Annotated in this window: 20 protein-coding genes, 1 tRNA gene and 2 pseudogenes; 15 read left to right on the top strand and 8 right to left on the bottom strand. The window is 65.8% G+C overall.

Going from position 1 to position 24,435, the window contains the following annotated elements; genetic code table 11:
• The first annotated feature begins 130 nt into the window (after positions 1–130).
• The 3 genes from hemN (at position 131) to icd (ending at position 3,920) form a co-directional block, all read left to right on the top strand.
• Positions 131–1,570, top strand: a complete 1,440-nt coding sequence (gene hemN, locus EV672_RS07870; RefSeq protein WP_133607974.1) for an oxygen-independent coproporphyrinogen III oxidase — start codon at positions 131–133, stop codon at positions 1,568–1,570.
• A 51-nt stretch (positions 1,571–1,621) separates the two neighbouring features.
• Positions 1,622–2,503, top strand: coding sequence for a sulfite exporter TauE/SafE family protein (locus tag EV672_RS07865; RefSeq protein ID WP_133607972.1), 882 nt, complete (start codon positions 1,622–1,624; stop codon positions 2,501–2,503).
• A 163-nt stretch (positions 2,504–2,666) separates the two neighbouring features.
• Positions 2,667–3,920 carry an NADP-dependent isocitrate dehydrogenase gene (gene icd / locus EV672_RS07860; protein ID WP_133607970.1) on the top strand — a complete coding sequence of 418 codons (1,254 nt, stop codon included), beginning with the start codon at positions 2,667–2,669 and terminating at the stop codon, positions 3,918–3,920.
• A 275-nt stretch (positions 3,921–4,195) separates the two neighbouring features.
• Here the strand turns inward: icd and EV672_RS19295 are convergent.
• A pseudogene (locus EV672_RS19295) lies at positions 4,196–4,390 on the bottom strand (cold-shock protein); the annotation flags it as partial.
• Between the two features lie 413 nt (positions 4,391–4,803).
• Between EV672_RS19295 and clpS the strand changes: the two are divergent.
• Together clpS and clpA are read left to right on the top strand one after the other, a co-directional pair.
• Entirely contained in the window at positions 4,804–5,157 is a 354-nt protein-coding gene (gene clpS / locus EV672_RS07850) for an ATP-dependent Clp protease adapter ClpS (RefSeq protein WP_133607966.1), read from the top strand.
• Positions 5,154–7,472: an ATP-dependent Clp protease ATP-binding subunit ClpA gene (clpA, locus tag EV672_RS07845; protein WP_133607964.1), complete on the top strand. Its 2,319-nt coding sequence runs from the start codon at positions 5,154–5,156 to the stop codon at positions 7,470–7,472. The genes clpS and clpA overlap by 4 nt, the downstream gene beginning before the upstream one ends.
• Positions 7,473–7,566: 94 nt before the next feature.
• On the opposite strand, the gene EV672_RS07840 is transcribed toward clpA, so the two are convergent.
• Genes EV672_RS07840 through EV672_RS07820 form a run of 5 tightly spaced genes read right to left on the bottom strand, consistent with a single transcriptional unit; the run spans position 7,567 to position 11,844 of the window.
• Positions 7,567–8,358: a UDP-2,3-diacylglucosamine diphosphatase gene (locus EV672_RS07840; RefSeq protein WP_133607962.1), complete on the bottom strand. Its 792-nt coding sequence runs from the start codon at positions 8,356–8,358 to the stop codon at positions 7,567–7,569.
• Positions 8,358–8,858, bottom strand: coding sequence for a peptidylprolyl isomerase (locus EV672_RS07835; RefSeq protein WP_133607960.1), 501 nt, complete (start codon positions 8,856–8,858; stop codon positions 8,358–8,360). The genes EV672_RS07840 and EV672_RS07835 overlap by 1 nt, the downstream gene beginning before the upstream one ends.
• A 3-nt stretch (positions 8,859–8,861) precedes the next feature.
• A complete protein-coding gene (locus EV672_RS07830; RefSeq protein ID WP_133608237.1) occupies positions 8,862–9,425 on the bottom strand; it encodes a peptidylprolyl isomerase in 564 nt (187 codons plus the stop codon).
• A complete protein-coding gene (locus EV672_RS07825; RefSeq protein ID WP_133607958.1) occupies positions 9,425–10,729 on the bottom strand; it encodes a L,D-transpeptidase family protein in 1,305 nt (434 codons plus the stop codon). Before EV672_RS07825 ends, EV672_RS07830 begins: the two co-directional genes overlap by 1 nt.
• 5 nt (positions 10,730–10,734) lie before the next feature.
• On the bottom strand, positions 10,735–11,844 hold the full coding sequence (locus tag EV672_RS07820; RefSeq protein ID WP_133607956.1) for a L,D-transpeptidase Cds6 family protein: 1,110 nt from the start codon (positions 11,842–11,844) through the stop codon (positions 10,735–10,737).
• A 274-nt stretch (positions 11,845–12,118) separates the two neighbouring features.
• On the opposite strand from EV672_RS07820, the gene cysS reads away from it, so the two are divergent.
• From cysS to EV672_RS07785, 7 genes are all read left to right on the top strand, one after another.
• The gene (cysS, locus tag EV672_RS07815) at positions 12,119–13,522 is read left to right on the top strand and encodes a cysteine--tRNA ligase (protein WP_133607954.1); all 1,404 of its coding nucleotides are present in this window, start codon (positions 12,119–12,121) and stop codon (positions 13,520–13,522) included.
• A gap of 125 nt (positions 13,523–13,647) precedes the next feature.
• Entirely contained in the window at positions 13,648–14,250 is a 603-nt protein-coding gene (locus tag EV672_RS07810) for a DNA-3-methyladenine glycosylase family protein (RefSeq protein WP_424923131.1), read from the top strand.
• Between the two features lie 72 nt (positions 14,251–14,322).
• Positions 14,323–15,294, top strand: coding sequence for an acetyl-CoA carboxylase carboxyltransferase subunit alpha (locus EV672_RS07805; RefSeq protein ID WP_133607950.1), 972 nt, complete (start codon positions 14,323–14,325; stop codon positions 15,292–15,294).
• 10 nt (positions 15,295–15,304) lie between these two features.
• A complete protein-coding gene (gene tilS, locus EV672_RS07800) occupies positions 15,305–16,741 on the top strand; it encodes a tRNA lysidine(34) synthetase TilS (RefSeq protein ID WP_133607948.1) in 1,437 nt (478 codons plus the stop codon).
• A 120-nt stretch (positions 16,742–16,861) separates the two neighbouring features.
• Positions 16,862–18,118, top strand: coding sequence for an aspartate kinase (locus tag EV672_RS07795; RefSeq protein WP_133607946.1), 1,257 nt, complete (start codon positions 16,862–16,864; stop codon positions 18,116–18,118).
• 94 nt (positions 18,119–18,212) lie between these two features.
• Positions 18,213–18,303, top strand: a tRNA-Ser gene (locus tag EV672_RS07790).
• Positions 18,304–18,380: 77 nt separating this feature from the next.
• Positions 18,381–19,448 carry a recombination-associated protein RdgC gene (locus tag EV672_RS07785; RefSeq protein WP_133607944.1) on the top strand — a complete coding sequence of 356 codons (1,068 nt, stop codon included), beginning with the start codon at positions 18,381–18,383 and terminating at the stop codon, positions 19,446–19,448.
• Between the two features lie 22 nt (positions 19,449–19,470).
• Here EV672_RS07785 and EV672_RS07780 read toward each other — a convergent pair.
• Positions 19,471–20,142, bottom strand: a pseudogene (locus tag EV672_RS07780) (alpha/beta fold hydrolase); the annotation flags it as partial.
• Between the two features lie 8 nt (positions 20,143–20,150).
• Positions 20,151–21,152, bottom strand: a complete 1,002-nt coding sequence (locus EV672_RS07775) for a M14 family zinc carboxypeptidase (protein WP_133608235.1) — start codon at positions 21,150–21,152, stop codon at positions 20,151–20,153.
• A 220-nt stretch (positions 21,153–21,372) separates the two neighbouring features.
• Here EV672_RS07775 and EV672_RS19230 point away from each other — a divergent pair, with 220 nt between their 5' ends.
• From EV672_RS19230 to EV672_RS07765, 3 genes are read left to right on the top strand one after another with little or no spacing between them, the layout of a single operon-like run.
• Entirely contained in the window at positions 21,373–21,501 is a 129-nt protein-coding gene (locus EV672_RS19230) for a hypothetical protein (RefSeq protein WP_279536175.1), read from the top strand.
• Positions 21,502–21,514: 13 nt separating this feature from the next.
• Positions 21,515–22,534, top strand: coding sequence for an LD-carboxypeptidase (locus tag EV672_RS07770; RefSeq protein ID WP_341770460.1), 1,020 nt, complete (start codon positions 21,515–21,517; stop codon positions 22,532–22,534).
• Between the two features lie 52 nt (positions 22,535–22,586).
• Positions 22,587–24,434: an extracellular solute-binding protein gene (locus EV672_RS07765; protein ID WP_133607943.1), complete on the top strand. Its 1,848-nt coding sequence runs from the start codon at positions 22,587–22,589 to the stop codon at positions 24,432–24,434.
• Position 24,435 lies beyond the last annotated feature (1 nt).

The raw sequence follows: 24,435 nt of genomic DNA, 5'->3' as shown, positions 1-24,435 counted from the left end.
GGTGTCGGACGTGGGGGCGTTGGGATTCAGCATGCGCAACCTCAATAGATGGTTCATTGTTGCCGGATTCCGGCGCGCGCCCTTGAGGCAGATCAACACTGGGAAACATGAGTTTGGCACAGTCTGCCCAATGAGTGAACCAGCCCTCGGCGTCTCGCCCGCATCATCCCGTCCCGCGGCTCCGATCGTGTCGCGCGAGTTGCTTTCGCGGCTGGACGTCAGCGGGCCCCGCTACACCTCTTATCCCACGGCAGACCGGTTCGTGGAGGCCTTCGGCGCCGAGCAGTACCAGCAGGCGCTGCAGCAGCGTGGCCACGGTGTGGGCGCGCTCACGGGCGGCGCCAGTGCGTTGTCGGTCTATGTGCACATCCCGTTTTGCGAATCGGTGTGCTACTACTGTGCCTGCAACAAGGTCATCACGAAACACCACGAACGGGCGGTCGAGTACCTGGATGCCCTGCGCATGGAAATCGACCTGGTCTGCGCGCAACTGGGACGCGGCCAGACGCTGTCGCAGCTGCACTTCGGGGGCGGCACGCCGACTTTCCTGACCGACGACCAACTGGAAGGGCTGCTGGGCACCCTGCAAACGGCATTCCGTTTCGTGCCGGGCGGTGAGTACGCCATCGAGATCGACCCGCGCACGGTCAGCGCCGAGCGCCTGCACCGGTTGGCGGCCATGGGCTTCAACCGGCTGAGTTTTGGTGTCCAGGACTTCGACCCGCAGGTGCAGCAGGCGGTTCACCGCGTGCAGCCGCGCGAGCAGGTGGCTGCCCTGGTGGACAGCGCCCGTGCGGAGGGGTTCGAGTCCCTCAACATGGACCTGATCTACGGCCTGCCCAAGCAGACCCTGACGAGTTTCCAGACGACCTTGTCGCAGGTGGCCGAGTTGAGGCCGGACCGCATCGCCTTGTACGCCTACGCCCACCTGCCGCAGCGCTTCAAGCCGCAGCGCCGCATCGACAGCAGCGCCTTGCCCGCACCCGACGACAAGGTCGCCATGCTGGCCATGGCCATCGACACCTTCTCGGCGGCGGGCTACGACTACATCGGCATGGACCACTTCGCCCTGCGCCACGACAGCCTGGCGGTGGCCAAGCGGCAGGGGCGGCTGCACCGCAACTTCCAGGGCTACAGCACCCACCCCGACTGCGACATCATCGGCCTGGGGGTGTCTGCCATTGGGCGCGTGGGCGCGCATTACAGCCAGAACGCCAAGACGCTGGACGATTATTACGACGCTTTGCGCCGAGGGCAGCTGCCCATCGTTCGGGGCCTGACCCTCACGCGGGACGACCTGGTGCGCCGGGCCGTCATCATGGCCATCATGTGCCAGGGGCGCGTGGACTTCGAGTCCATCGAGCTGGCTTACCTGGTCGATTTCCGGCAATACTTTGCGTCGGAAATGCGCCTGCTGGAGCCGCTCGTCGAGTCCGGGCTGGTGCAGATGGAGTCGGATGGCATCCGCGTCACGCCGCTGGGCTGGCATTTCGTGCGCGCCATTGCCATGCCGTTTGACCGACATCTCCAGGCAGACAAAACGGCCGAGCGCTTTTCCCGCATCATCTGAGGCGTTCGTCCTTGTTTTTGCCGCCTTCCTGACCGGAGGGCGCCCTCGCACATGTTGATCGGCCTTTTGCTCACCGCCTTCCTGATGGGGTTGGGCGGCATCCCCCATTGCACCGCGATGTGTGGTGCTGCCTGTGCCGTGGCCTTCCCGCGCGGCTTGCCCGTGACCACGTGGCTGGGTCGCTTGCTGGGCTATGCCGCTTTGGGCGGCGTGGCGGCGGTGAGTGCGGGTTTGGTGTCCCGGTGGGGGCGCGAAGTCGCCATGCTCAAACCTTTGTGGGTGATGGCGCAGGTCGCTGTCGTGATCCTGGGCATGCACTTGTTGGTTCGCGGCCGCATGCCGGCTTGGTTGGACGGGGCCGGACGCGCGGCTTACGATGGCTGGCGCACCCGCATGGCGGCCTGGCCGGCTGCGCTGCCGCCGTTCTGGCGTGGCCTGTGGCAGGCGGCTTGGCCGTTGCTGGGCGGCCTGAGCTGGGCCTTGTTGCCGTGCGGTTTGTTGTACGCGGCCCTGATGGTCGCGGCCTTGGCGCCCGATGCATGGGGTGGGACGCTGGTCATGCTGGCCTTCGGTGTGCCCAGTTCTGTCGGCGTGTGGGTGGCGCCTTGGGTGGTGCGCCGATGGTCGATGTGGCTTCGGCGCTCGGATGCCACAGGTGCGGGCATCCCGGCTGAGCCTGCCGCCAGGCTGCCAGCCAGCACGGCCGCTGGTCTGGCCACAGTGCCCGTGATCTGGATGAGGCCTGTTGGCGAGCCTTCTCGTTCGCAGCCGCAGCCGCAGCCGTCAGCCTCCGGGGCTGCAGCGCTGAGGCTTGGCGAGCCCCTGGTGGACCCCCGATGGGCCGTGCGCGTGTCGGGCCTGAGCCTGGTCGTCATGGGTGTCTGGTCAGTGTGGCACCAACTGGTCGCGCAGTGGCAGGCCTGGTGTGCCTGAAATGCGCTACATGCACGGCGGAATCGGGGCGAATTGACCACGCATTGCGGCAATCCCTGGCCCTGGTCGCGCCCCTGATTCGGGGGCTCGCGTAGAATGAAGTCACCTTGCCGACATCCATGGCAATGTTTTCTCGGACACGCCAAACGCGGAGACCACACACATGTACCAGCACATCCAGGTGCCCGAAGGTGGGCAGAAGATCACGGTCAACCCGGACTTCTCCCTCAACGTTCCCAACAACCCCATCATTCCCTACATCGAGGGTGACGGCACCGGTTTCGACATCACCCCCGTGATGATCAAGGTGGTGGACGCAGCGGTGGCCAAGTCCTACGGCGGTCAGCGCCAGATCCACTGGATGGAAATCTACGCCGGTGAGAAGTCCACCCGTGTTTACGGCCCCGACGTCTGGCTGCCCGAAGAGACCCTGCAGGTCCTCCGGGACTACGTCGTGTCGATCAAGGGCCCGCTGACCACCCCCGTGGGCGGTGGCATCCGTTCGCTGAACGTGGCCTTGCGCCAGGAACTCGACCTCTACGTCTGCCTGCGCCCGGTGACCTACTTCAAGGGCGTGCCGTCGCCTGTGAAGGAACCCCAGAAGATCGACATGGTCATCTTCCGCGAGAACTCGGAAGACATCTACGCCGGCATCGAATTCGAAGCCCAGAGCGACAAGGCCAAGAAGCTGATCAAGTTCCTGCAGGACGAGTTCGGCGTCAAGAAGATCCGCTTCCCCGAAACCTCGGGCATCGGCATCAAGCCTGTGTCCAAGGAAGGCACCGAGCGCCTGGTGCGCAAGGCCCTGCAGTACGCCATCGACAATGACAAGCCCAGCGTGACCATCGTGCACAAGGGCAACATCATGAAGTACACCGAAGGCGGCTTCCGCGACTGGGGCTATGGCCTGGCGCAAAGCGAGTTTGGTGCCGAGTTGATCGACGGCGGCCCGTGGTGCAAGTTCAAGAACCCGAAGACGGGCAAGGACATCATCGTCAAGGACGCCATCGCCGACGCCTTCCTGCAGCAGATCCTGCTGCGCCCGGCCGAGTACAGCGTGATCGCCACGTTGAACCTGAACGGCGACTACATCTCTGACGCGCTGGCAGCGCAGGTCGGTGGCATCGGCATCGCCCCGGGCGCCAACCTGTCGGACAGCGTGGCCATGTTCGAAGCCACCCACGGCACCGCACCGAAGTACGCTGGCAAGGACTACGTGAACCCCGGTTCCGAGATCCTGTCGGCCGAAATGATGCTGCGCCACATGGGCTGGACCGAAGCGGCTGACCTGGTCATCACCGCGATGAACAAGGCCATCCAGAGCAAGAAGGTCACCTATGACTTTGCCCGCCTGATGGACGGCGCCACCCAGGTGTCGTGCTCCGGTTTCGGTCAGGTCATGATCGACCAGATGTGATGCAGCAATGAGCAGAGGGCTGGCCTGTCCGGCCCCCGCTGCTGAGCTGATCGAGCCCGCTCTTGGTGGGCACAAAAAAGCCCGCCAAGAGCGGGCTTTTGCTTGCTTGTGCTGGGACGCAAGGCCCAGCTCAGGCTTCAGTGCGGCAAACGTTGCCCCGCACCGGGCACGTCACGGTAGTGCAGATCGCTCAGGTCGCCCATGCCGCTGGCATCGTCCATGCTGCCCAATGCATTGTGCCCGCGGTGCTCGCCTTGTGCGTCGGCATCCACAGGCTGGATGTTCTGCGCCAACATGCCTTTGGGGCCTGCGACGAGCTCATAACGAACCTTGGAGCCTTGCTTCAGTGTGCGAAAGCCATCCATCTGGATGGCCGAGAAATGGGCGAAGACATCGCCCCCGCCTTGATCGGGTTCGATGAAGCCAAACCCTTTGGCATCGTTGAACCATTTGACAGTGCCGGTGGCCATGCTGTCCCTCCTGTTAATTTGTCCGCATTCTGTGTCCGGCAATGTGGGCTGTCAAGCCGCGTTGGATGCCCGACACGCGTGCACTTGTGCACAAATGTTTCGTCCTGAGGGGGGCCTACGCGAGATTTCTGTCGCATTGGCCTGCAATCGCGCGCAAGCTTGATCTGGTTTGATCGAAAAGGCAGATTTGGCACGAATCTGGCTGTCTGGGTGCATGGTTTGCCCTGAGCCGTGGGTGCTTTGATGCCGGCGGATTTTTGCAAAGTCATGTGTGCCAACCACCCGCGCGCGGACGGCATGGCCTTGGTCTGCGGAATAGTCTGTCTGCGGCCGTGAATTTCCTGACCTTGAAGAATGTCGGGAGACCCCAAGATGCCAACACATGAGCAAGGCGCCTCTCTTAGAATCGTTCCATGATCAGACCCTTGCATCACCAACTGTCGGCTTTGCCTGGCGGTCCTGCCGAAGACGGGCAGGGATCCGTTGTGGCCGAGAAGGAAGAGTTGGCCCTGGAGCCGCCAAGGCTTTACCAAGTCGTCATGCTGAATGACGATTTCACGCCGATGGAGTTTGTCGTGTTTGTCCTGCAGGAGCATTTCCGACACGACATCGATTCGGCCACGCAAATCATGCTGAAAATCCACCACGAAGGCCGTGGTGTGTGCGGGGTCTACACCAAAGACGTCGCGGCCACGAAGGTCGAACTCGTTCTTGCCGCCGCCCGCCAAGCCGGGCACCCCCTGCAGTGCATTCTGGAGACCGCATGATTGCGCAAGAATTGGAAGTGAGTCTGCACATGGCCTTCGTCGAGGCCCGTCAGCAACGCCACGAGTTCATCACCGTGGAACACCTGTTGCTGGCCCTGATCGACAACCCCTCTGCTTCCGAGGTGCTGAAGGCCTGTGCTGCGAACCTGGACGAGCTGCGCAAGAACCTCGACCAGTTCGTGCGTGACAACACGCCGACCGTGGGTGGCACCGACGAGGTGGACACCCAACCCACGCTGGGTTTCCAGCGCGTCATCCAGCGCGCGATCATGCATGTGCAGTCGTCTGGCAGTGGCAAGAAGGAAGTCACTGGCGCCAATGTGCTGGTGGCCATCTTTGGCGAGAAGGACTCGCACGCGGTGTACTACTTGCACCAGCAGGGTGTGACCCGTCTGGACGTGGTGAACTTCATCGCGCACGGCATCCGCAAGGCCGACCCGCCCGAGGCGAGCAAGCCGTCGTCCGAGCAGGGTCAGATCGAGCCCGAGAAGGAAGAGGCCGAAGGCAAGGCCTCGCCGCTGGAGCAGTACACCCAGAACCTCAACCAGATGGCGCGCGAGGGCAAGATCGACCCGCTCATCGGTCGGGACACCGAGGTTGAGCGCGTCATCCAGGTGCTGTGCCGCCGCCGCAAGAACAACCCGCTGCTGGTGGGTGAGGCCGGCGTGGGCAAGACCGCCATCGCCGAAGGTTTGGCCTGGCGCATCACGCAGAAGGATGTGCCCGACGTGCTGGCCGACGCCGAGGTGTTTGCCCTCGACATGGGCGCATTGCTGGCCGGCACCAAGTACCGCGGTGACTTCGAGCAGCGCCTGAAGGCCGTCATCAAGCAGCTCAAGGAGCAGCCGGGCGCCGTGCTGTTCATCGACGAGATCCACACGCTGATCGGGGCCGGTGCGGCGTCGGGCGGCACGCTGGACGCGTCCAACCTGCTCAAGCCTGCGCTGAGCTCGGGCCAGCTCAAGTGCATCGGCGCGACCACCTTCACCGAGTACCGCGGCATCTTCGAGAAGGACGCGGCCCTGTCGCGTCGCTTCCAGAAGGTCGAAGTGGCCGAGCCTTCGGTCGAGCAGACCATCGAAATCCTCAAGGGCTTGAAGTCGCGCTTCGAGGAGCACCACAGCGTCAAGTACGCGCTGGGCGCTTTGCAGGCTGCGGCAGAGTTGTCGGCGAAGTTCATCAATGACCGTCACCTGCCTGACAAGGCCATCGACGTGATCGACGAGGCTGGCGCTGCGCAACGCATCCTGCCCAAGAGCAAGCAGAAGAAGACCATCACGCGGGCCGAGGTCGAAGAGATCGTGGCCAAGATCGCGCGGGTGCCTTCGACCAGCGTGTCCAACGACGACCGCAGCAAGCTCAAGACCCTGGACCGCGACCTCAAGAGCGTGGTCTTCGGTCAGGACAACGCCATCGACGCGCTGGCCTCGGCCATCAAGATGGCGCGCTCGGGTCTGGGCAAGCCGGACAAGCCGATCGGCTCCTTCCTGTTCAGTGGCCCGACCGGCGTGGGCAAGACGGAAGTCGCTCGGCAGCTGGCCTACATCCTGGGCATCGAGCTGATCCGCTTCGACATGTCCGAGTACATGGAGCGCCACGCGGTCAGTCGCCTGATCGGCGCGCCTCCGGGCTATGTGGGCTTCGACCAGGGCGGTCTGCTGACCGAGGCGGTGTCGAAGAAGCCGCATGCGGTGCTGTTGCTCGACGAAATCGAGAAGGCCCATCCGGACGTTTTCAACATCCTGCTGCAGGTCATGGACCACGGCACGCTGACGGACAACAACGGGCGCAAGGCCGATTTCCGCAACGTGCTGATCGTGATGACGACCAACGCGGGTGCAGAGACGCTGCAGAAGGCCACCATCGGTTTCACCAATCCGCGCGAGCTGGGCGACGAGATGGCCGACATCAAGCGCCTGTTCACGCCCGAGTTCCGCAACCGCCTGGACGCCATCGTGGGCTTCAAGCCGTTGGACGAAGAGGTCATCCTGCGGGTGGTGGACAAGTTCCTGCTGCAGCTGGAAGGTCAACTGGCTGAGAAGAAGGTGGAGGTCACGTTCACGGACGCCCTGCGCCGTCACCTGGGCAAGCGTGGCTTCGATCCACTCATGGGCGCGCGGCCCATGCAACGCCTGATCCAGGACACCATCCGCAAGGCGCTGGCCGACGAGCTGCTGTTTGGCAGCCTGGTGGACGGCGGTCGCCTGACGGTGGACGTCGTGGACAACGACAAGGGCGAGCCCGAGGTGAAGCTGGACATCCAGCCGAACAAGAAGAGCGACAAGACCAAACCGGAGGCGGCCACGGCCGAGTGACCCGCCCGGGCTGGTTCAGCCCGCCTCTGCCAAGCAAAAGGCCCGCACGCAGCGGGCCTTTTTTCTGAGTGACTGGGTGAGAGGCTTCAGGGCTTCAGCGAACCTCAACGCGACTGAAGCCATCGGCTTGCCAGCGCAGCACCTGGGCGCGGGGCTGGCCATGGTCGAGGTCCCAGTCGCTCAGCACATGCCGCGTGCCACCGCCAAAGGCTTCGGACGCTGGCCGGTGCGTGTGGCCGTGGATGAGCAATTCGGCTTGCGCAGCCTGCATCCAATCGCGTGCGCAGTCCTCATCGACATCGGCGTAGCCCGCGGCTGCAGCCTGGGCTTGCTGGTGCTGTTGGCTGGCGGCACGCATCTGGCGGGCCTGCGCAAGGCGCGCGGCCAGTGGATGGGCCAGGAAGGCGTGCTGCCAGGCGGCTTGACGCACTTGGGCGCGAAAGCGCAGGTAGCCCGTGTCGGCCAGGCAGAGTTCGTCGCCGTGGACCAGCAGGGCGCGTTGCCCGAAGGCGAGCAGCACGGTGGGGTCGGGCAGGGCGGTGGCGCCGCAATCGCTCATGAAGGCCTCGCCCAGCAGGAAGTCGCGGTTGCCCGCCATGATGAACAGGGGGCGCGCTTGCGCGGCTTGGCGCAACATGTGCAGGCAGTCGGCCTCGAAGGGCTCGGTGCGCATGTCGTCGCCAACCCAGGCTTCGAACAGGTCGCCCAGCACGAAGATGGCGTCTGCCGCGGTGGTTGACAGGTGGCGCTGCAGCGCCGCTGTGGTGTGCGGCAGGCCTTCGTGCAGGTGTATGTCCGAGATGAAATCAATGCACCGCCACGAGGGCGGTGCCGTCAGGGTGCGGGCGCCGGGGAAAGCTGGTTTCCCCAGGACGTCTGACGCCATCAGACCTCGGTGGCCTTGGTGATGAGCACATCTTCCAGCGGCACGTCGTCGTGGAAGCCCTTGCGGCCGGTCTTGACCTTCTCGATGGCATCGACCACTTCGGTGCCAGCGACGACCTTGCCGAACACGGCATAGCCCCAGCCTTGGGCGGTCTCGGACTTGAAGTTCAGGAAATCGTTGTTCGTCGCGTTGATGAAGAACTGGGCCGATGCCGAGTGGGGCGCGCTGGTGCGGGCCATGGCAACGGTGTACTTGTCGTTCTTCAGGCCGTTGTTGGCCTCGTTCTGGATCTCGCCCTGGGTGGGCTTTTGCTTCATGCCGGCTTCGAAGCCGCCGCCCTGGACCATGAAGCCCTTGATGACGCGGTGGAAGACGGTGCCGTCGTAGTGACCGGCGTTGACGTATGCCAGGAAGTTGGCGACGGTCACGGGCGCCTTGGCGTCGTCCAGTTCCAGTCGGATCACGCCAGCGGTGGTTTGGAGTTCAACGGTTTTGCTCATGGTTCACTTCTCGATGGTGGCTTGTTTGATGATCACGGGCTCGACGGGCACATCCTGGTGCATGCCTTTGGAGCCTGTCTGGACCTTGCGGATCTTGTCAACGACGTCCATGCCCTCGACGACCTTGCCGAACACTGCGTAGCCATTGCCGTCCGGCGAGCGTGCGGCGTCGAGGAAGGCGTTGTCCTTGAGGTTGACGAAGAATTGCGCCGTGGCCGAGTCAGGCACGCTGGTGCGCGCCATGGCGATGGTGCCGCGCACGTTGGTCAGGCCGTTGCGGCTTTCCAGCGGGATTGCCGGGCGTGTGGGCTTCTCACGCATGTCGGGCGTCATGCCGCCGCCCTGGACCATGAAGCCGTCGATCACGCGGTGGAAGATCGTGCCGCTGTAGTGGCCCGACTTGACGTACTGCAGGAAGTTGTCAACGGTCTTGGGGGCCTTGGCCGCATCGAGCTGCACCACGATGTCGCCCTGGCTGGTGCTCAGGCGCACGTTTTGTGCCTGGGCGATCGAGGCGCTCAGTGCCACGGCGGCGGTGGCCGCAGCCACCATCAGTTTGCGAATCATCATCCGATCACTCCTTCATAGAAGATTTTCCAGAGGCCACCCTCTTTGCCCCAGTATTGACGTTTGATGGCGCCAGTGCGTTGACCTTCCGCGATTTCACCGAAGGTCACGACGAGGATGTCGCTTTTGTCGCGCCAGCCGAGGATGGACACGTCTTTGAGTTGCAGGGGGCGGCCACGCGCTTGCGAGAGGTCCTTCTCGATCAACTGGCGCCACTGTGCCAGATCCTTGCTGCCGCTGGCGAACTGGTGCGAGTAGAAAGCCATGAGGCGGTTGAGGTCACCGCTGGCGCGGGCCACGCGCCAACCTTCGATGAGGTTGTTCAGGCTGCGACGCTCCGGCTCCTTGACTGCGGGCGGCACCCATTGCAGGTTCTTGGCGATCACCACCGGGGTGGAGCGAGGTGCGACACGTTCGATGATGTCGCGCAATTCGGGGTTGGCCAAGGCCACGCAGCCGTCGGTGCTGTGCGGGCTGCGGGCGTAGCTGTCACTGGGCACGCCGTGCAGCCAGATGCCGCTGCCGGTGCGGCCCTGGCGGCGGTCGTACTCGTTGGGGTAGTTCAGCGAGAGGGCGCCCACGCCGTAGAAGTCGGTGAGCTGGCGGGCGTCGAGGCGGCTGGTGATGAAATAAACGCCCAGCGGCGTGCGCTGGTCGCCTTCGGCGCTTTTCTCGAAGCCCAGGCGTCCGATGGAGGCGTAGTGGTCGGCCACCAACTGCAGGCCATTGGGACCGTTCTCGAACAGGTACAGGCGTGAACGGCTGGCATCGACCGCGATGGCGTGGCGCGTGGTGGGCGGCAGTTCGATGAACTGGGCCGGCACGGTGCCTGCGGGCGGGCGCTCGCGCAGGGCACCCAGGCGCCTTTCGGCCTCTTCGCGGAGCTGGTCGAGGCGGGCGGGGGCTTTGGTGGCCAGGTCGCCTGGGGCATTGCCCATGGTGGGCAGGGCGCGTGTCTGGGCCAGAAGGAGGTCGCCGTACACGAGTTGGGCCAGCTGGAAATTGGGCACGTCCCGCGCCAGCGTCTGGGCCTGGGCGAGCGCCTGGCGCGATTGGCCTTTGCCGATGAGGCGGTAGATTTCCAGCAGCCGCGCTTCGGCCGAGGGTGACTGCCGCGCCAGGGGCGGTTGCGCATCGCGACTGCCCGCCTCGCTGGGCTTGTCTGCGGCTTTGTTGCCGGCAGGGGCGACCTGCTGCTCTGCAGGGGGGCGTGGTGCCTTGTGCGGAGCGGCATGTGCATGGCTCAGAGAGATCGCGAGACCCAGTGTCAGCTGGGCCAGGCGACCGTGCATCGATCGGTTCATCGGATTCAGGAGCCGGTGCTTTCCTTGGCGATCACCCAGGAGCCGCCACTGCGAACCAGTTCCAGGCGCTTGCCGCTGCTGACGCTCAGGCTGTCTGCGTGGTAGTCCTGCTTGAACTGCGCGATGGCCTTGTTGCCATTGACCGTGATCTTCAGACTGGAGACTTTGACGGAAATGCTGCGCTTGCCCAGGATGCGTTCCTTTCGGTCCTGCTCCCAGGCTTTGCGCGTCTTGCCGCCGTTGAAGTCCTTGCTGTAGGACGAGATGTAGCCGTCCATGTCCTTGCGGCTCCAGGCATCGGCCCAGGCGCGCACGGCGTTGGCGACATCGCGCTCGCGGGCGCTTTCGTCTGCTTCGGCCTTGCTGGGTTTGGCTTCAGCCGGCTTCGTCTCTGCGGGCTTGGTTTCCGCGGGCTTGGTTTCCACAGGCTTGGGCGCAACCGGTGCGGGTGCCGGTGCTGGCACTGGGACGGGGGCGGGCACAGGCTTCGGCGCAGGCGCAGGAGAGAGTGCTGGTGCGGGCGATGGGGTCGGTGCGGGCGTCACCGTGCTGGCCGAGGCCGTCACGATGCTGTTGCGCTCCTTGGGGAAGAGGTCGCGGATCATGGCCAGCTTCGGCGCGACGGCCGAGCGGGTGTCGATCTGCAGCGCCTTCGAATAAGCCTGGCTGGCCAGCTTGGCATAGACATCGCCAAGGTTTTCGTAGGCGGTGGCGTAGCTGGGGTTGGTGCGGATGGCCATTTCCAGCGCGTTGCGTGCCTTGTCGTACTGACCTTGCTGCGCGTGCAGCACCGCGAGGTTGTTGAAAGGCTCGGGCAACTCGGGGTAGTCCTCGGTCAGCTTGGTGAAGGCGGTGATGGCTTCAGGCGCGCGACCGGCTTGCGACAGGCTGATGCCACGCAGGAAGCGCATCATCGGGTCGCGGGGTTTGCTGGAGAGGAATTGATCTGCCTTTTGCAGGGCTTCCACGTTCTTGCCGGCGGCCAGCAGCTTCTGCACATCGGCCACATCGTCGGCACGCGCACAGAAAGCGCTCAGGGACAGTGCGGCGACGGCGAGGCATTGGGCGGCGATGGACGTCAGGCGGAGTCCGAAGTGGGGCACAGCAGTCTGCATGGAAGGTCGTGTCAGAGGGGTTGTGGTACGGCGGGGCATCGGTGCGATGGCAATCACGGTCATCGGCGATGTCGCGGGAGAGGATAGCAGTCCGGTGCCCTGGGGCGTCTGCCTGTTCACCCTCGTGTTGGGGGCGCCGTTATACTTGCCTGATTGTATCTGAGCGCTGTCCGCGGCCTGGGCCCTGCGACGGCTGCTGGATCTGCGCGTGAAGGCACGCTGCACTGCGTGTCTGGTTCTATTCCCCGTTTGCCCGTCCCCCTGTCGTGTGCCCATGAGTCTGCGCCTCTTCAACAGCCTGTCACGCCAGGTCGAGCCCTTCGTTCCGTTGACGCCCGGTCAGGTCCGCATGTACGTGTGCGGCATGACCATTTACGACCTTTGCCACGTCGGCCATGCCCGCATGATGATGGCGTTTGACGTGGTGCAGCGCTGGCTCAAGGCCAGCGGCTACGGCGTGACCTACGTGCGCAACATCACGGACATCGATGACAAGATCATCCGACGTGCGGTGGAGCGCGGCATCACCATCCGCCAGCTCACCGACGAGATGACGCTGGCCATGCACCAGGACATTGCCGCACTCGGCATCGAGCCGCCCACGCACGAACCCCGCGCCACCGAGTACGTGGGGCAGATGCTGGACCTCATCGGCAAGCTGGAAGGCAAGGGCCTGGCCTACCGCGCTGCGAACGGCGATGTGAACTATGCCGTGCGCAAGTTCCAGGGCTACGGCAAGCTGTCGGGCAAGAGCCTGGACCAGCTGCGAGCAGGCGAGCGCGTGGCGGTCGATGACGGCAAGCAGGACCCGCTGGACTTCGTGCTGTGGAAGGCCGCCAAGCCGGAAGAGCCGACCGACGCCAAGTACGGATCGACTTACGGTGACGGCCGTCCTGGCTGGCACATCGAGTGCTCGGCCATGGCGTGCGCGCTGCTGGGCGAGCAGTTCGACATCCACGGCGGTGGCCTCGACCTGCAGTTCCCGCACCACGAAAACGAGATCGCGCAAAGCGAAGGTGCCAGCGGCAAGCGCTTCGTCAATTACTGGCTGCACAACGGCTTCGTGAACGTGGACAACGAGAAGATGTCCAAGTCGCTGGGCAACTTCTTCACCATCCGCGATGTGCTCAAGCACCACGATGGCGAAACGGTGCGTTTCTTCATGCTGCGCACGCAGTACCGCAGCCCTTTCAATCACAGCGATGCCGGTCTGGACGACGCGCGCAGCGGATTGCGCCGTCTGTACACGGCCTTGAATGGCGTGGATCAGGGTGCCTTGGGCAAGGTGTCGCTGGCCGACATCGACTGGTCTCAGCCACACGCCGAGCGCTTCAAGGCCGCCATGGACGAAGACTTCAACACGCCGCTCGCGCTGGCCGTGTTGTTCGAGCTGGCGGCGGAACTCAACCGCAGTGGCTCGCTCGCCGTGGCGCGCCTGCTGAAGGCGCTGGGCGGTGTGGTCGGCATCTTGCAGCAGCCGCCTCAGGCCTACCTGCAAGGGGATGCGGCCTCGGCCGGCGGCCTGGACGTGGCCGGCATCGAGGCTTTGATCGCGGCGCGCACCGAGGCCAAGAAAGCGCGCAACTTCGCCGAGTCCGACCGCATCCGCGATGAACTGGCCGCGCAGGGCGTGGTGCTCAAAGATGGCCAGCAAGGCACGAGCTGGGTGAAGGCCTGATGGGCGCGTCCAAATCTTCCGCACCCAAGCCGGTGCTGCTTGCCAACGCCGGGCTCGCCGCGAACCTGGTCACGCCAGCGTATTGGGACGAGGCCTGCAAGCACCTGAGCAAGCGCGACCGCGTCATGCGCAAGCTGATCGCAGACCACGGCTCGGCGCGCCTGGAAAGTCGGGGTGACGCCTTCACCACCCTGGCGCGCTCCATCGTGGGCCAGCAAATCTCGGTCAAGTCGGCGCAGTCGGTCTGGGAGCGCCTGCTGGCCGTGCTGGGCCTGCCAGGTGTCGAGGGCAGCAGCCCTGGCAGTGACCGCGGCCCGCTGAGCGCCACCGAACTCCTGACCAAAACGCCTGAGCAACTTCGCCAGGCGGGCTTGTCTGCGCGAAAGGTCGAGTACATGCTCGACCTGGCCCGCCATTTCGCCGAAGAGCGCGTCCACGTGGCGCAGTGGCAGGCTTGGGAAGACGAAGCCATCATCGACGAACTGGTGGACATCCGCGGCATCGGTCGCTGGACGGCCGAGATGTTCCTCATCTTTCACCTGATGCGGCCCAACGTGCTGCCGCTCGACGACCTCGGCCTCATCAAAGGCATCAGCCAGAGCTATTTCAGCGGTGAGCCCGTCTCGCGTGCCGAGGCGCGCGACGTGGCCGAAGCCTGGTCGCCCTTCCGAACGGTGGGCACCTGGTACCTGTGGCGCAGCCTCGACCCCCTTCCCGTGGCCTATTGATTTCTCGATGGCCAGGCGCAGGTCACGAGCCTGAAGCGCCTGGCGGCCACGCTGACACAAAGGAAACCAGCCATGAGCAAACGACACTTCCTCGAATTCGAGCAGCCCATCGCGGAGCTCGAATCCAAGATCGAAGAACTGCGCTATGTGCAGAGCGAATCGGCGGTGGACATCTCCGAAGAGATCGACCGGCTGAGCAAGAAGAGCCAGCAGCTGACCAAAGACATCTATGCCACGCTGTCGCCGTGGCAGGTCACGCAGATCGCGCGCCACCCGCAGCGCCCCTACACGCTGGACTACGTCAACGAGCTGTTCACCGATTTCCAGGAAATGCACGGTGACCGCCATTTCGCCGACGACCTCTCCATCGTCGGTGGCCTGGCGCGCTTCAACGGCATGCCCTGCATGGTCCTGGGCCACCAGAAGGGCCGCGACACCAAGGAGCGCGCCGCCCGCAACTTCGGCATGTCGCGCCCCGAGGGCTACCGCAAGGCCCTGCGCCTGATGGAAACCGCGCAGAAGTTCAGCTTGCCCGTTTTCACCTTCGTGGACACCCCGGGCGCCTACCCCGGCATCGGTGCCGAAGAGCGCAACCAGTCCGAGGCCATTGGCCGCAACATCTTCGAGATGGCCAAGCTGGAAGTGCCCATCATCACCACCATCATTGGCGAGGGCGGCTCGGGCGGTGCGCTGGCCATCAGCGTGGCCGACCAGGTCCTGATGATGCAGTACTCGGTGTATTCGGTGATCTCGCCGGAAGGCTGTGCCTCCATCCTGTGGAAGACCTCGGACAAGGCCTCCGATGCGGCCGAAGCCCTTGGCATCACGGCCCACCGCCTCAAGGCCCTGGGCCTGATCGACAAGATCATCTCCGAGCCCGTCGGTGGCGCACACCGCGACCACAAGCAAGCGGCTGCCAACCTCAAGCGCGGCCTGACGGACGCCGTGCGCCAGGTCAGCGACATCAAGGTCAAAGACCTGCTGCAGCAACGCTACGAGCGCCTGCAGGCCATGGGCCGCTTCAACGACACGACCGAGCACTGAGCGGCCGCCCATGCCTTGCGTGGCCGTGGCCTACAGCGGCGGGCGTGACTCCACCGCCTTGCTGCACGCCGCGGCGTGTGCGGCACGCGAGGCAAACCGCGAGATGCTGGCCAACCCGCCAGGCCATGCCGGCGTTGCGCCGCTCGGGGGCGGGGCCCTGTGCGTCGTGGCCCTGCACGTCCACCACGGCCTGAGCCCGCATGCCGATGCCTGGCTGGCCCATGCGCAGGCCGCCTGCGACGCCTGGGCCGCCGATGGCCTGCCTGTGCGCCTGGTGGCGCGCCATGTCCGCTTGGCAGCCGATGCGGGGCAGGGCGTGGAGGCCGAGGCCCGCGCGCTGCGCCACCAGGCCCTGCACGAGATGGCCGTCGAGGCCGGTGCCGACATGCTTTTGCTGGCCCACCACCGCCGTGACCAGGCGGAGACCCTGCTGCTGCAAGCCCTGCGTGGCGGCGGCTTGGCCGGCCTGGCCGCGATGCCCCAAGACGATTGGCGCAATGGCGTGCGCTGGGTGCGCCCCTGGCTGGACCACCCGCGCGAGGCGATCGAGGCCTACGTGGCGGCGCATGGCCTGAGCCACATTGACGACGAGAGCAACAGCGACCTGCGCTTCGCCCGCAACCGCTTGCGCTTGGCGGTGTGGCCCGCTTTGCAGGCAGCTTTCCCGCAGGCCGAGGTGGCGCTGGCGGCGTCGGCGGCCCGGTTGGCAGACGCCCTGGTACCCCTGCGCAGTTGGCAGTCCCAGGCGCTGGCGGTGCTGCAGGCGCCCGATGACGTGGCTGCGATGAACGTGGGCCTGTGGGCGCGCTGGACGCCGGCCGAGCGGCGAGAGTCCTTGCGGCATTGGTTCGCTTCGGTCAGCGGCCAGGCTTTGTCGGCCCAGTGGACGCTGCGGCTGGCCGACGAGTTGCCGCGCATGCTGGCCCATGCGCCCAAGCTGGAGGATGCGTGTGGCGTGTGGCCAGCACTCGGCTTGGGCCTCTACCGGGGTCGATTGCGATGGGCGCCTGCTGCGCAGCCGGCTCGACGGGAAGGCGAGGGTGAGGGCGAGGGCGTTGCCGCCGCGGCGCAGCCTGTCTGCATCGACGCACCTGGCGACTGGCCCTTGCCCGCGTGGGGCGGCATGCTGCGTGTGCTGCCCTGCACCCAAGGCGGCGTGGCACCCGAGCACCTGCTGGACATGACCGTGGCGTCGCGCACCGGTGGCGAGCGCTTCCAAGCAGGGCCCGGCCGCCCACCTCGCGCGTTGAAAAAACAGTTCCAGATGCTGGGTGTGCCGGCCTGGGAGCGCGGTGCGCCCTTGTTCTGGGCGGGTGATCGGCTGCTGTTCGTGCCCGGACTGGGCCTGGACGCCCGCTGCTGGGCGCCCCCGGGCATGCCCCAATGGGCGATGAGTTGGCATCGGCTCGACGCCGAGCCAGCGGCGGCGCTAAAATGCGAGGTTTGATCGCGCGCCGAACCCGCCACCATCCTGGGTGACGGGGCAGGTGCGGTCGCCAAGGCCTGCGTTGTTGCGTTGGCTTTTGTGGCCGCACAGGGCGCGCGATGGCCTCCAACAACATCTGACATGGCACTGATCGTTCACAAATACGGCGGCACGTCGATGGGCTCCACCGAGCGCATCCGCAACGTCGCCAAGCGGGTGGCCAAGTGGGTGCGTGCGGGTCACCAACTCGTGGTCGTGCCCTCGGCCATGAGCGGTGAAACCAACCGCCTGCTCGGCCTGGCCAAGGAACTCTCCCCGGACCCCAGCGCCCGCGAGCTCGATATGATCGCCGCCACTGGCGAGCAGGTCTCGTCGGGCTTGCTGGCCATCGCGCTGCAGGCCGAGGGCCTGGAGTCGGTCAGCTACGCCGGCTGGCAGGTGCCCATCAAGACGAATTCGGCCTTCGCCAAAGCCCGCATCGAGAGCATCGACGATGCCCGTGTGCGCGCCGATCTGGCCGCCGGCAAGGTGGTGGTCATCACCGGCTTCCAGGGCGTGGACCCGAACGGTCACATCACCACCCTGGGCCGTGGCGGCTCCGACACCTCGGCCGTGGCCGTGGCGGCCGCCATGAAGGCCGACGAGTGCCTGATCTACACGGACGTGGACGGCGTTTACACGACCGACCCCCGCGTGGTGCCCGAAGCCCGCCGCCTGAACGCCATCAGCTTCGAAGAGATGCTGGAGATGGCCTCGCTGGGCTCCAAGGTCCTGCAGATCCGCTCGGTGGAATTCGCCGGCAAATACCGTGTGCCCTTGCGCGTGCTGTCCAGCTTCACGCCCTGGGACATCGACCTGGACGTGGAAGCCAAGTCGGGCACGCTCATCAGTTTTGAGGAAGACGAGAAAATGGAACAAGCCGTCGTTTCTGGCATCGCATTCACCCGCGACGAAGCCAAGATCACCGTGGTCGGCGTGCCCGACACCCCCGGCATCGCCTACCAGATCGTGGGCAAAGTGGCCGAGGCCAACATCGACGTGGACGTCATCATCCAGAACGTCTCGCACGATGGCAAGACCGACTTCTCCTTCACCGTGCCGCGTGGCGACCATGCCCGCGCCATGGAGCTGCTGAAGACGCAGGTCGTGCCGGCGCTGGGCGCGCGTGAAGTGGTGGGTGACGCCAAGATCGCCAAGGTCAGCATCGTCGGCATCGGCATGCGCAGCCACGTGGGCATCGCGTCCACGATGTTCAAGACGCTGTCGGACGAAGGCATCAACATCCAGATGATCACGACCTCGGAAATCAAGACCTCGGTCGTGATCGACGAGAAGTACCTGGAGCTGGCCGTGCGCGCGTTGCACAAGGCCTTCGGTCTGGACGAGGTCAAGGCCTGACCTTGTCGCGAAGCTGGGCGTGTGATCGGGCGTGTTGTTTTGAACAACACGCGCTGTGGCCCGGTCTTTCTGGACTACAATTCGAATTGCTGCTGGAAACGTGACCGAGTGGCCGAAGGTGCTCCCCTGCTAAGGGAGTATGCGCCAAAAGCGCATCGAGGGTTCGAATCCCTCCGTTTCCGCCAAAACAGGAAGCCCCTGCAAGTTCTGCTTGCAGGGGTTTTTCTTTTCAGTTTTGTATCGTAGTTGCACAGCCTCAACCATGTTCAAGAACCTCATCGTCTACCGCATCGGCGAAGGCTGGTCGGCCCAACCCGCGCAGCTGGAATCCGAGCTGGCCAAGGCCCGCTTCGTGCCCTGTGGCGCCACGCAGCAGAAGTCTGTGGGCTGGACCGAGCCCCGTGGCGAGGCCCACGCCCCGATGGTCGAGGTGGTGGGTGGCCAGTGGGTGCTCAAGCTCATGAGCGAGCAGCGCGTGGTGCCGGGCTCGGTGGTCAAGCGACGCACCGAGGAAATCGCCGAGCAAATCGAACAGCAGACCGGCCGCAAGCCCGGCAAGAAGCAGACGAAGGAGCTCAAGGAGCAGGCGCTGCTGGAGCTGCTGCCCATGGCCTTCACCAAGCAGGGCGCGACCTGGGTGTGGATCTCGCCGAAGTCCCGCCTGCTGGTGCTGGACTGCGGCAGCCAGGCCCGTGCCGACGAGGTGGTCACGTTGCTGGTCAAGGCGCTCGATGGCCTGGCGCTGAGCCTGATCCAGACCGAGATGTCGCCGGCCGTGGCCATGGCGCACTGGCTGGGCACGGGCGAGCCACCTTACCAGTTCAGCATCGACCGCGAGTGCGAGCTCAAATCCCCGGACGAGATGAAGTCGGTGGTGCGCTACGCCCGCCACCCGCTGGACACCGACGAGGTCAAGCAGCACATCCAGGCCGGCAAGGTGCCCACGCGCGTGGCCATGACCTGGCGCGACCGCGTGTCCCTGGTGCTGACCGAGTCGCTGCAAATCAAAAAGCTCGCTTTCCTGGACGTGGTGTTCGAAGGCGAGGCGTCGAAATCTGCCGGCAGCAAGGCCGACAAGGCCGAGGCTTTCGAGGCCGATGTGGCCATCTCGACGGGCGAGTTGGTGCAGATGATCCCGGACCTGCTGGAGGCGCTGGGCGGCGAGTCGCTGACGATGGCGTCGGCGGGCACGCTCAAGCCGGTGGCATCGGCATCTGCATCGGCATCGGTGCCTGCGGCGGCTGTCGGATCGCCCGCCACTGCAGCACCTGCTGCACCACCCACGGCCCCGCATCCAGCGGCAGATCATGCCCCGCCGTGGGATGTCTGAGCAGGGGCGCACCCCAGCTGGCCGCCAGCACGCTTGAACACGAGGGGTGGACCAGGCGGTCGCCCTCGCCATTGAGCAGCAGCACGGGCACGGGCGGCGCGCTGCGCGGCGCCTGGTAGCGGGTGGCCGCCCAGAGCTGGCGCAAGCCGTTGGCCGTGGCCACAGGGTGCTGCTGGCGCAGTTGCAGCCAGTGGCTCAGCAAGGCCTCGGTGGCCACCGCGGGGTGCCGGGTCGTCATCTGCAAGATGGCGTTTTCCCAGTCCCTGGCCTTCGCCTGCGTCAACAGCAGCCGCAGGATGGTCGGGTAGTGCCTCGGTTGCAGGCGCCGCCACGGTGGGCTGTAGGGGCGCAGGCTGGTGTTGATGAGCACCGCGTCGGCCACTTCTTCGGGATGGCGGTGCATCCAGTCCACCGTGACCATCGCGCCGAGCGACATCGCCAGCACATGGCATGGCCCGCGGGCGCCCAGGCCCTGCAGCTGCTGTCGCAAGGCATCGACCATCTCGGGCACCTTGGCCGGGCTGCGCGTTCGCCACAAGGCGCCGTTGCCGGGCAGGTCGGGCGTGATCACCTGGCTGCCCGGGGGCAGGGCGGCTTGCAGCTGGGCGGGGAAGTCGCCCCAGTGGCCTTGCTCGCGTGTCAGGCCGCGCAGCAGGACCCAGGTCGATGGTGCTGTGACCGGCACTGTGGCCATGGCCTGGCTCATGCCGGCACGGAGACCCGCGTCGGGCGGGGCAGCTCGGGGTACCAGCGTGCGCGGGCCTGGCGCTCGTGCAAGGCGCGTTCGGAGGGCTCGGGCATCCAGCGGGCCTGGCTGGCGGCCGCGCGCCCGACGAAATCGAGCAAGGCCATGTGACGGCGCAGCACGCGCTGTTGCCGGTGCGCGATCAAGGGGTTGAAGATGCCGTGGCGGCTGAACAGCTGACGCGGGTTCTTCTTCACCCACATCCAGGAGCCCATCTCCAGCGTCAGGGGCAGGAAGACGTGCTGCGGGTGGCGCTCGCGGCATTGCAGGTAGAGGTGGTCCCAGAGGTCGCCGTGCGTCAGGTACTGCAGGCTTTGCGGCTCGATCACGTAGTTGTGGTGCGCGTGCGTCTGGCCGAAGACGCGGTGCAGGGCGTGGATTTCGGCCAGGTGGTGCAGGGGTTGCGCGGTGTGCGCGAAGGGGAACCAGAGGCGGTCTTGCACGCCGAAGCCGGAGTGGCAGTCCAGCGCCATGCTGAAGCTGCGGCTGCAGAGTTCGTCCATGACCACGTCGCACAGGGCCTGGGCCTCGTCCTGCATGGGTTGGCCTTCAGCGCCGCGGTACCAGGGCAGGGCGGGGCTCAGGCGCTGGCCGCCCAGCAGGAAGGGCACCGACTCCTGCGAGCACAGCGGCGCGTTGCGCATCAGGTCGATGCCTTGGGGGTTGGCGCGCGTGTTCAGCCACATGCCGCCGGGGTTGACCATGGGCATGAAGACCATGCGCACGCTGGCGAGCTGGTGGTGCAGGACGCTGTCCCACTTCAGGCGCTGCACGAGGTTGCCCAGGTAGGCGATGACGACTTCCGCGCCAATGCGCTCCAGCCCGTGCACGCCGCCGAAGTAGCCGATGGCCGGAGCATCGGGCGAGGGGTTGCCCATGGCGATGGACAGCAGGTCGAAGCTGCGGCCGCTGGCATCGACCTTGCCCAGGGTGCGCACCCGCAGGTGCTCCCCGCCCATCTCGATCAGCCGGTGCAACTCGTCCAGTTCTGGCAGGGAGGAGCGTTCGGTCAAAGTGGCATCCACGGTGCGGGTTGGAAGGGGCTGCAGGCCACCAGGCTGCTGGCAAGGTAGCCGCACAGCATGTCAGAGGCGCGACAGCGGGCTCAGGTCATTCGTCACGGAAATGTCATGACATCCACTTAGTGTGACAACTTCACACCCTTTCCAAGACCCACAGATGCAACGGATTCGCGCCGGTCATGCGGCTTTCAGGCTCGCCGCGCTCAGCTTGGCCTTGCTCACCGGCCTGAGCGAGTGCGTGGCGCTGTGGCGCGCGCGCTTGCGCCTGCATTTCCTGCCGCGCTGAGCCTGCCAAGCTGATGCCGCTGAGTGCAGCGCTCGGCGTCTGCGCTGGCCAGGCCCAGGGCACGGCTGGCGTCGGTGACAATGTCGCCATGACCGAAGCCGCTCCCTCCCTCATCATCCACAGCCCTGCGGGCATCGTGCCCGTGGTCGCACCTGTTCGCAAGGCCGCCAAGCGCCTCCAGGCCCTGGGCTTTGCCCCTGAGGTCGATGCCTCTGCACTGACCCGCCACCAGCGCTTCGCCGGGGACGATGCCACCCGCTTGAACGCGCTGCACCGCGTGGCCGAGGCCGCGCCCGATGTGGCCCTGGCCACCCGCGGCGGCTATGGCCTGACCCGCCTGCTCGACCAGCTCGACTGGGCGCTGCTGGCCCGCAGCGTGGAGCGCGGCACCGCCTGGGTGGGCTACAGCGACGTCACCGCATTGCAACTGGCCGCGCTGGCCCATGGCGCGGCAGGCCCCGCCCAGCCCGGCGAGGGCGTGAGCGCCGGCTTCTGGGCCGGTCCGATGGCCTGCGACGACTTCGGTCGTGCCGACTCCCCCGAGGGCGGTGACGATGTCACCCAGGAATGCTTCGTGGAGGCCGTGACCGGCAAGCTGGAGGCCGTGGGCTTCCGCACCGAGCAGGGCTTCGATGGCGTCGAGGTGTCCGGCCGGCTGTGGGGCGGCAACCTGGCCGTGTTGCAGGCGCTGCTGGGCACGCCGCATTTCCCCAAGGTGCGCAACGGCATCCTCTTCCTGGAGGACGTCAACGAGCACCCCTACCGCGTCGAGCGCGCCTTGCTGCAGCTCCACCAGGCGGGCGTGCTGTCGCAACAGAAGGCCATCGTGCTGGGCGCCTTCACCGAGTACCGCAAGTCCCCGCTGGACCGTGGCTACACGCTCAAGACCGCGATCGCGCACCTGCGCAGCCTCACCACCACGCCCATCCTGACGGGCCTGCCTTTCGGCCATGTGCCGACCAAGGTGTGCCTGCCGGTGGGACGCAAGGTGACGCTGTCGGTGCAAGCGCGTGACGCGTTCATGCTCTGGTAACCTGCAGCACGCTGTTGCAACGATGCGTGGGATCACGGAGCAAGGATTGGGCATGCACCTCACGGTGAGCTGGGGGAGATGGACTGGCTGGGCCAGGGTGCTGGCCGCCGCGACGGCGGCCGTTGCGGCCGCCATGTGCGCCAGCCCGTCCTGGGCCGCCCACGCTTACGCCCAGTTCGGCGACATCAAGTACCCGGCGGGTTTTGACCACTTCGACTACGTCAACCCGAAGGCGCCCAAGGGCGGCAACTTCTCGCTGGTGGCGCCCACGCAGGCCAGCAGCTTCGACAAGTACAACCCTTTCACGCTCAAGGGCACGGCGCCGCCTGGCCTGGAAACGCTGGTCTTCGAGACCCTGCTGGAGGGCAACTTCGACGAGCCCGCCACCGCCTATGGCCTGCTGGCCGAAGACGTGAGCGTGGCGCCGGATGGCATGTCGGTGACCTTCCGCCTCCACCCCAAAGCGCGTTTCCACAATGGTGACCCGGTGCTGGCCGCCGACGTCAAGCATTCGTTCGAGGTGCTGACGAGCAAACAGGCTGCGCCGCAATACCCGGCTTTTTTCTCGGCCGTCAGCAAAGTCACGGTGCTGGGCGAGCGCAGCATCCGCTTCGACTTCCGCCAGCCCGACGCCGAACTGCCACTGCAAGTGGGCAAGCTGCCCGTGTTCAGCCGCCAATGGGGCATGGTCAGCGGCAAGGCCAAGCCCTTCGATCAGATCGTCACCGAACACCCGATTGCCTCCGGCCCTTACCGCATCGGCAAGGTCACGCCCGGGCGCGACATCACCTACGAGCGCGACAGGGCCTACTGGGGCGCCGACCTCAATGTGCGCCGCGGTCAGTTCAACTTCGACCGCATCACCTACCGGATGTACCTGGACAACGTCACCGCCTTCGAGGGCTTCAAGGCCGGTGAGTTCGATTTCATCGAGTCCTACATCTCCAAGGACTGGGTGCGCCAGTACCGGGGCCGCAAGTTCGATTCGGGCGAGCTGATCAAAGCCACGCTGCCGCACCGCAACTCGGCCAATTTCCAGGGCTTCATCTTCAACACCCGCCTGAACAAGTTCCAGGACGCCCGCGTGCGCCGCGCCATTGGCCTGGCCATGGACTTCGAGTGGATGAACCGCCAGCTCTTCTACGGCATCTACAAACGCGTGGGCAGCTACTTCACCAACTCCGAGTACGAGGCCAAGGGCCTGCCCGATGCGGCCGAGCTGGCCCTGCTGACGCCCCTGCGCGACAAGCTCGCGCCCGCGGTGCTGACGCAGCCTGTGCCCGTGCCGCCCACGACCACGCCGCCCGGCTCGCTGCGCGACAACCTGCGCCTGGCGCGGGACTTGTTGCAGCAAGCTGGCTGGACCCTGAAAGACGGCCAGCTGCGCAATGCCCATGGCGAGCGCATGACCATCGAGTTCCTCGACAACTCGCCGAGCATGGGCCGCGTGGTGACGCCGCTGCTGCGCAACCTGGAGAAGCTGGGCATCGCGGCCAACTACCGCGTGGTCGATTACGCCGTGTACGAAAAGCGCGTCAAGCGCTACGAGTTCGAGATGATGAGCCTGGCCTTGCCCGGGCGCCTGGTGCCGGGCTCCGAGTTGCGCCAGTTCTACCATTCCTCGCTGGCCCAGGTGGAGGGGGCGGACAACCTCAATGGCGTGAGCGACCCGGCGGTGGACGCACTCATCGAGAAGGTGTCGGCGGCCAAGACGCGGCCCGAGCTGGTCACGGCCGTGCGGGCGCTGGACCGCGTGCTGCGCCACAGCCACTACGCCGTGCCGCACTGGTACTCGGGCACCTTCCGCGTGGCCTACCGGGGTGGGCGCTTCGTGCTGCCGGAAACGCCCAGTTTCTATCGCCCCGAGCAATGGGCCTTGCGTTGCTGGTGGAGTCGCTGAC

Source organism: Aquabacterium commune (assembly GCF_004362855.1).
GTDB lineage: Bacteria > Pseudomonadota > Gammaproteobacteria > Burkholderiales > Burkholderiaceae_C > Aquabacterium > Aquabacterium commune.
This window is presented reverse-complemented; position numbering and strand designations above follow the sequence as displayed.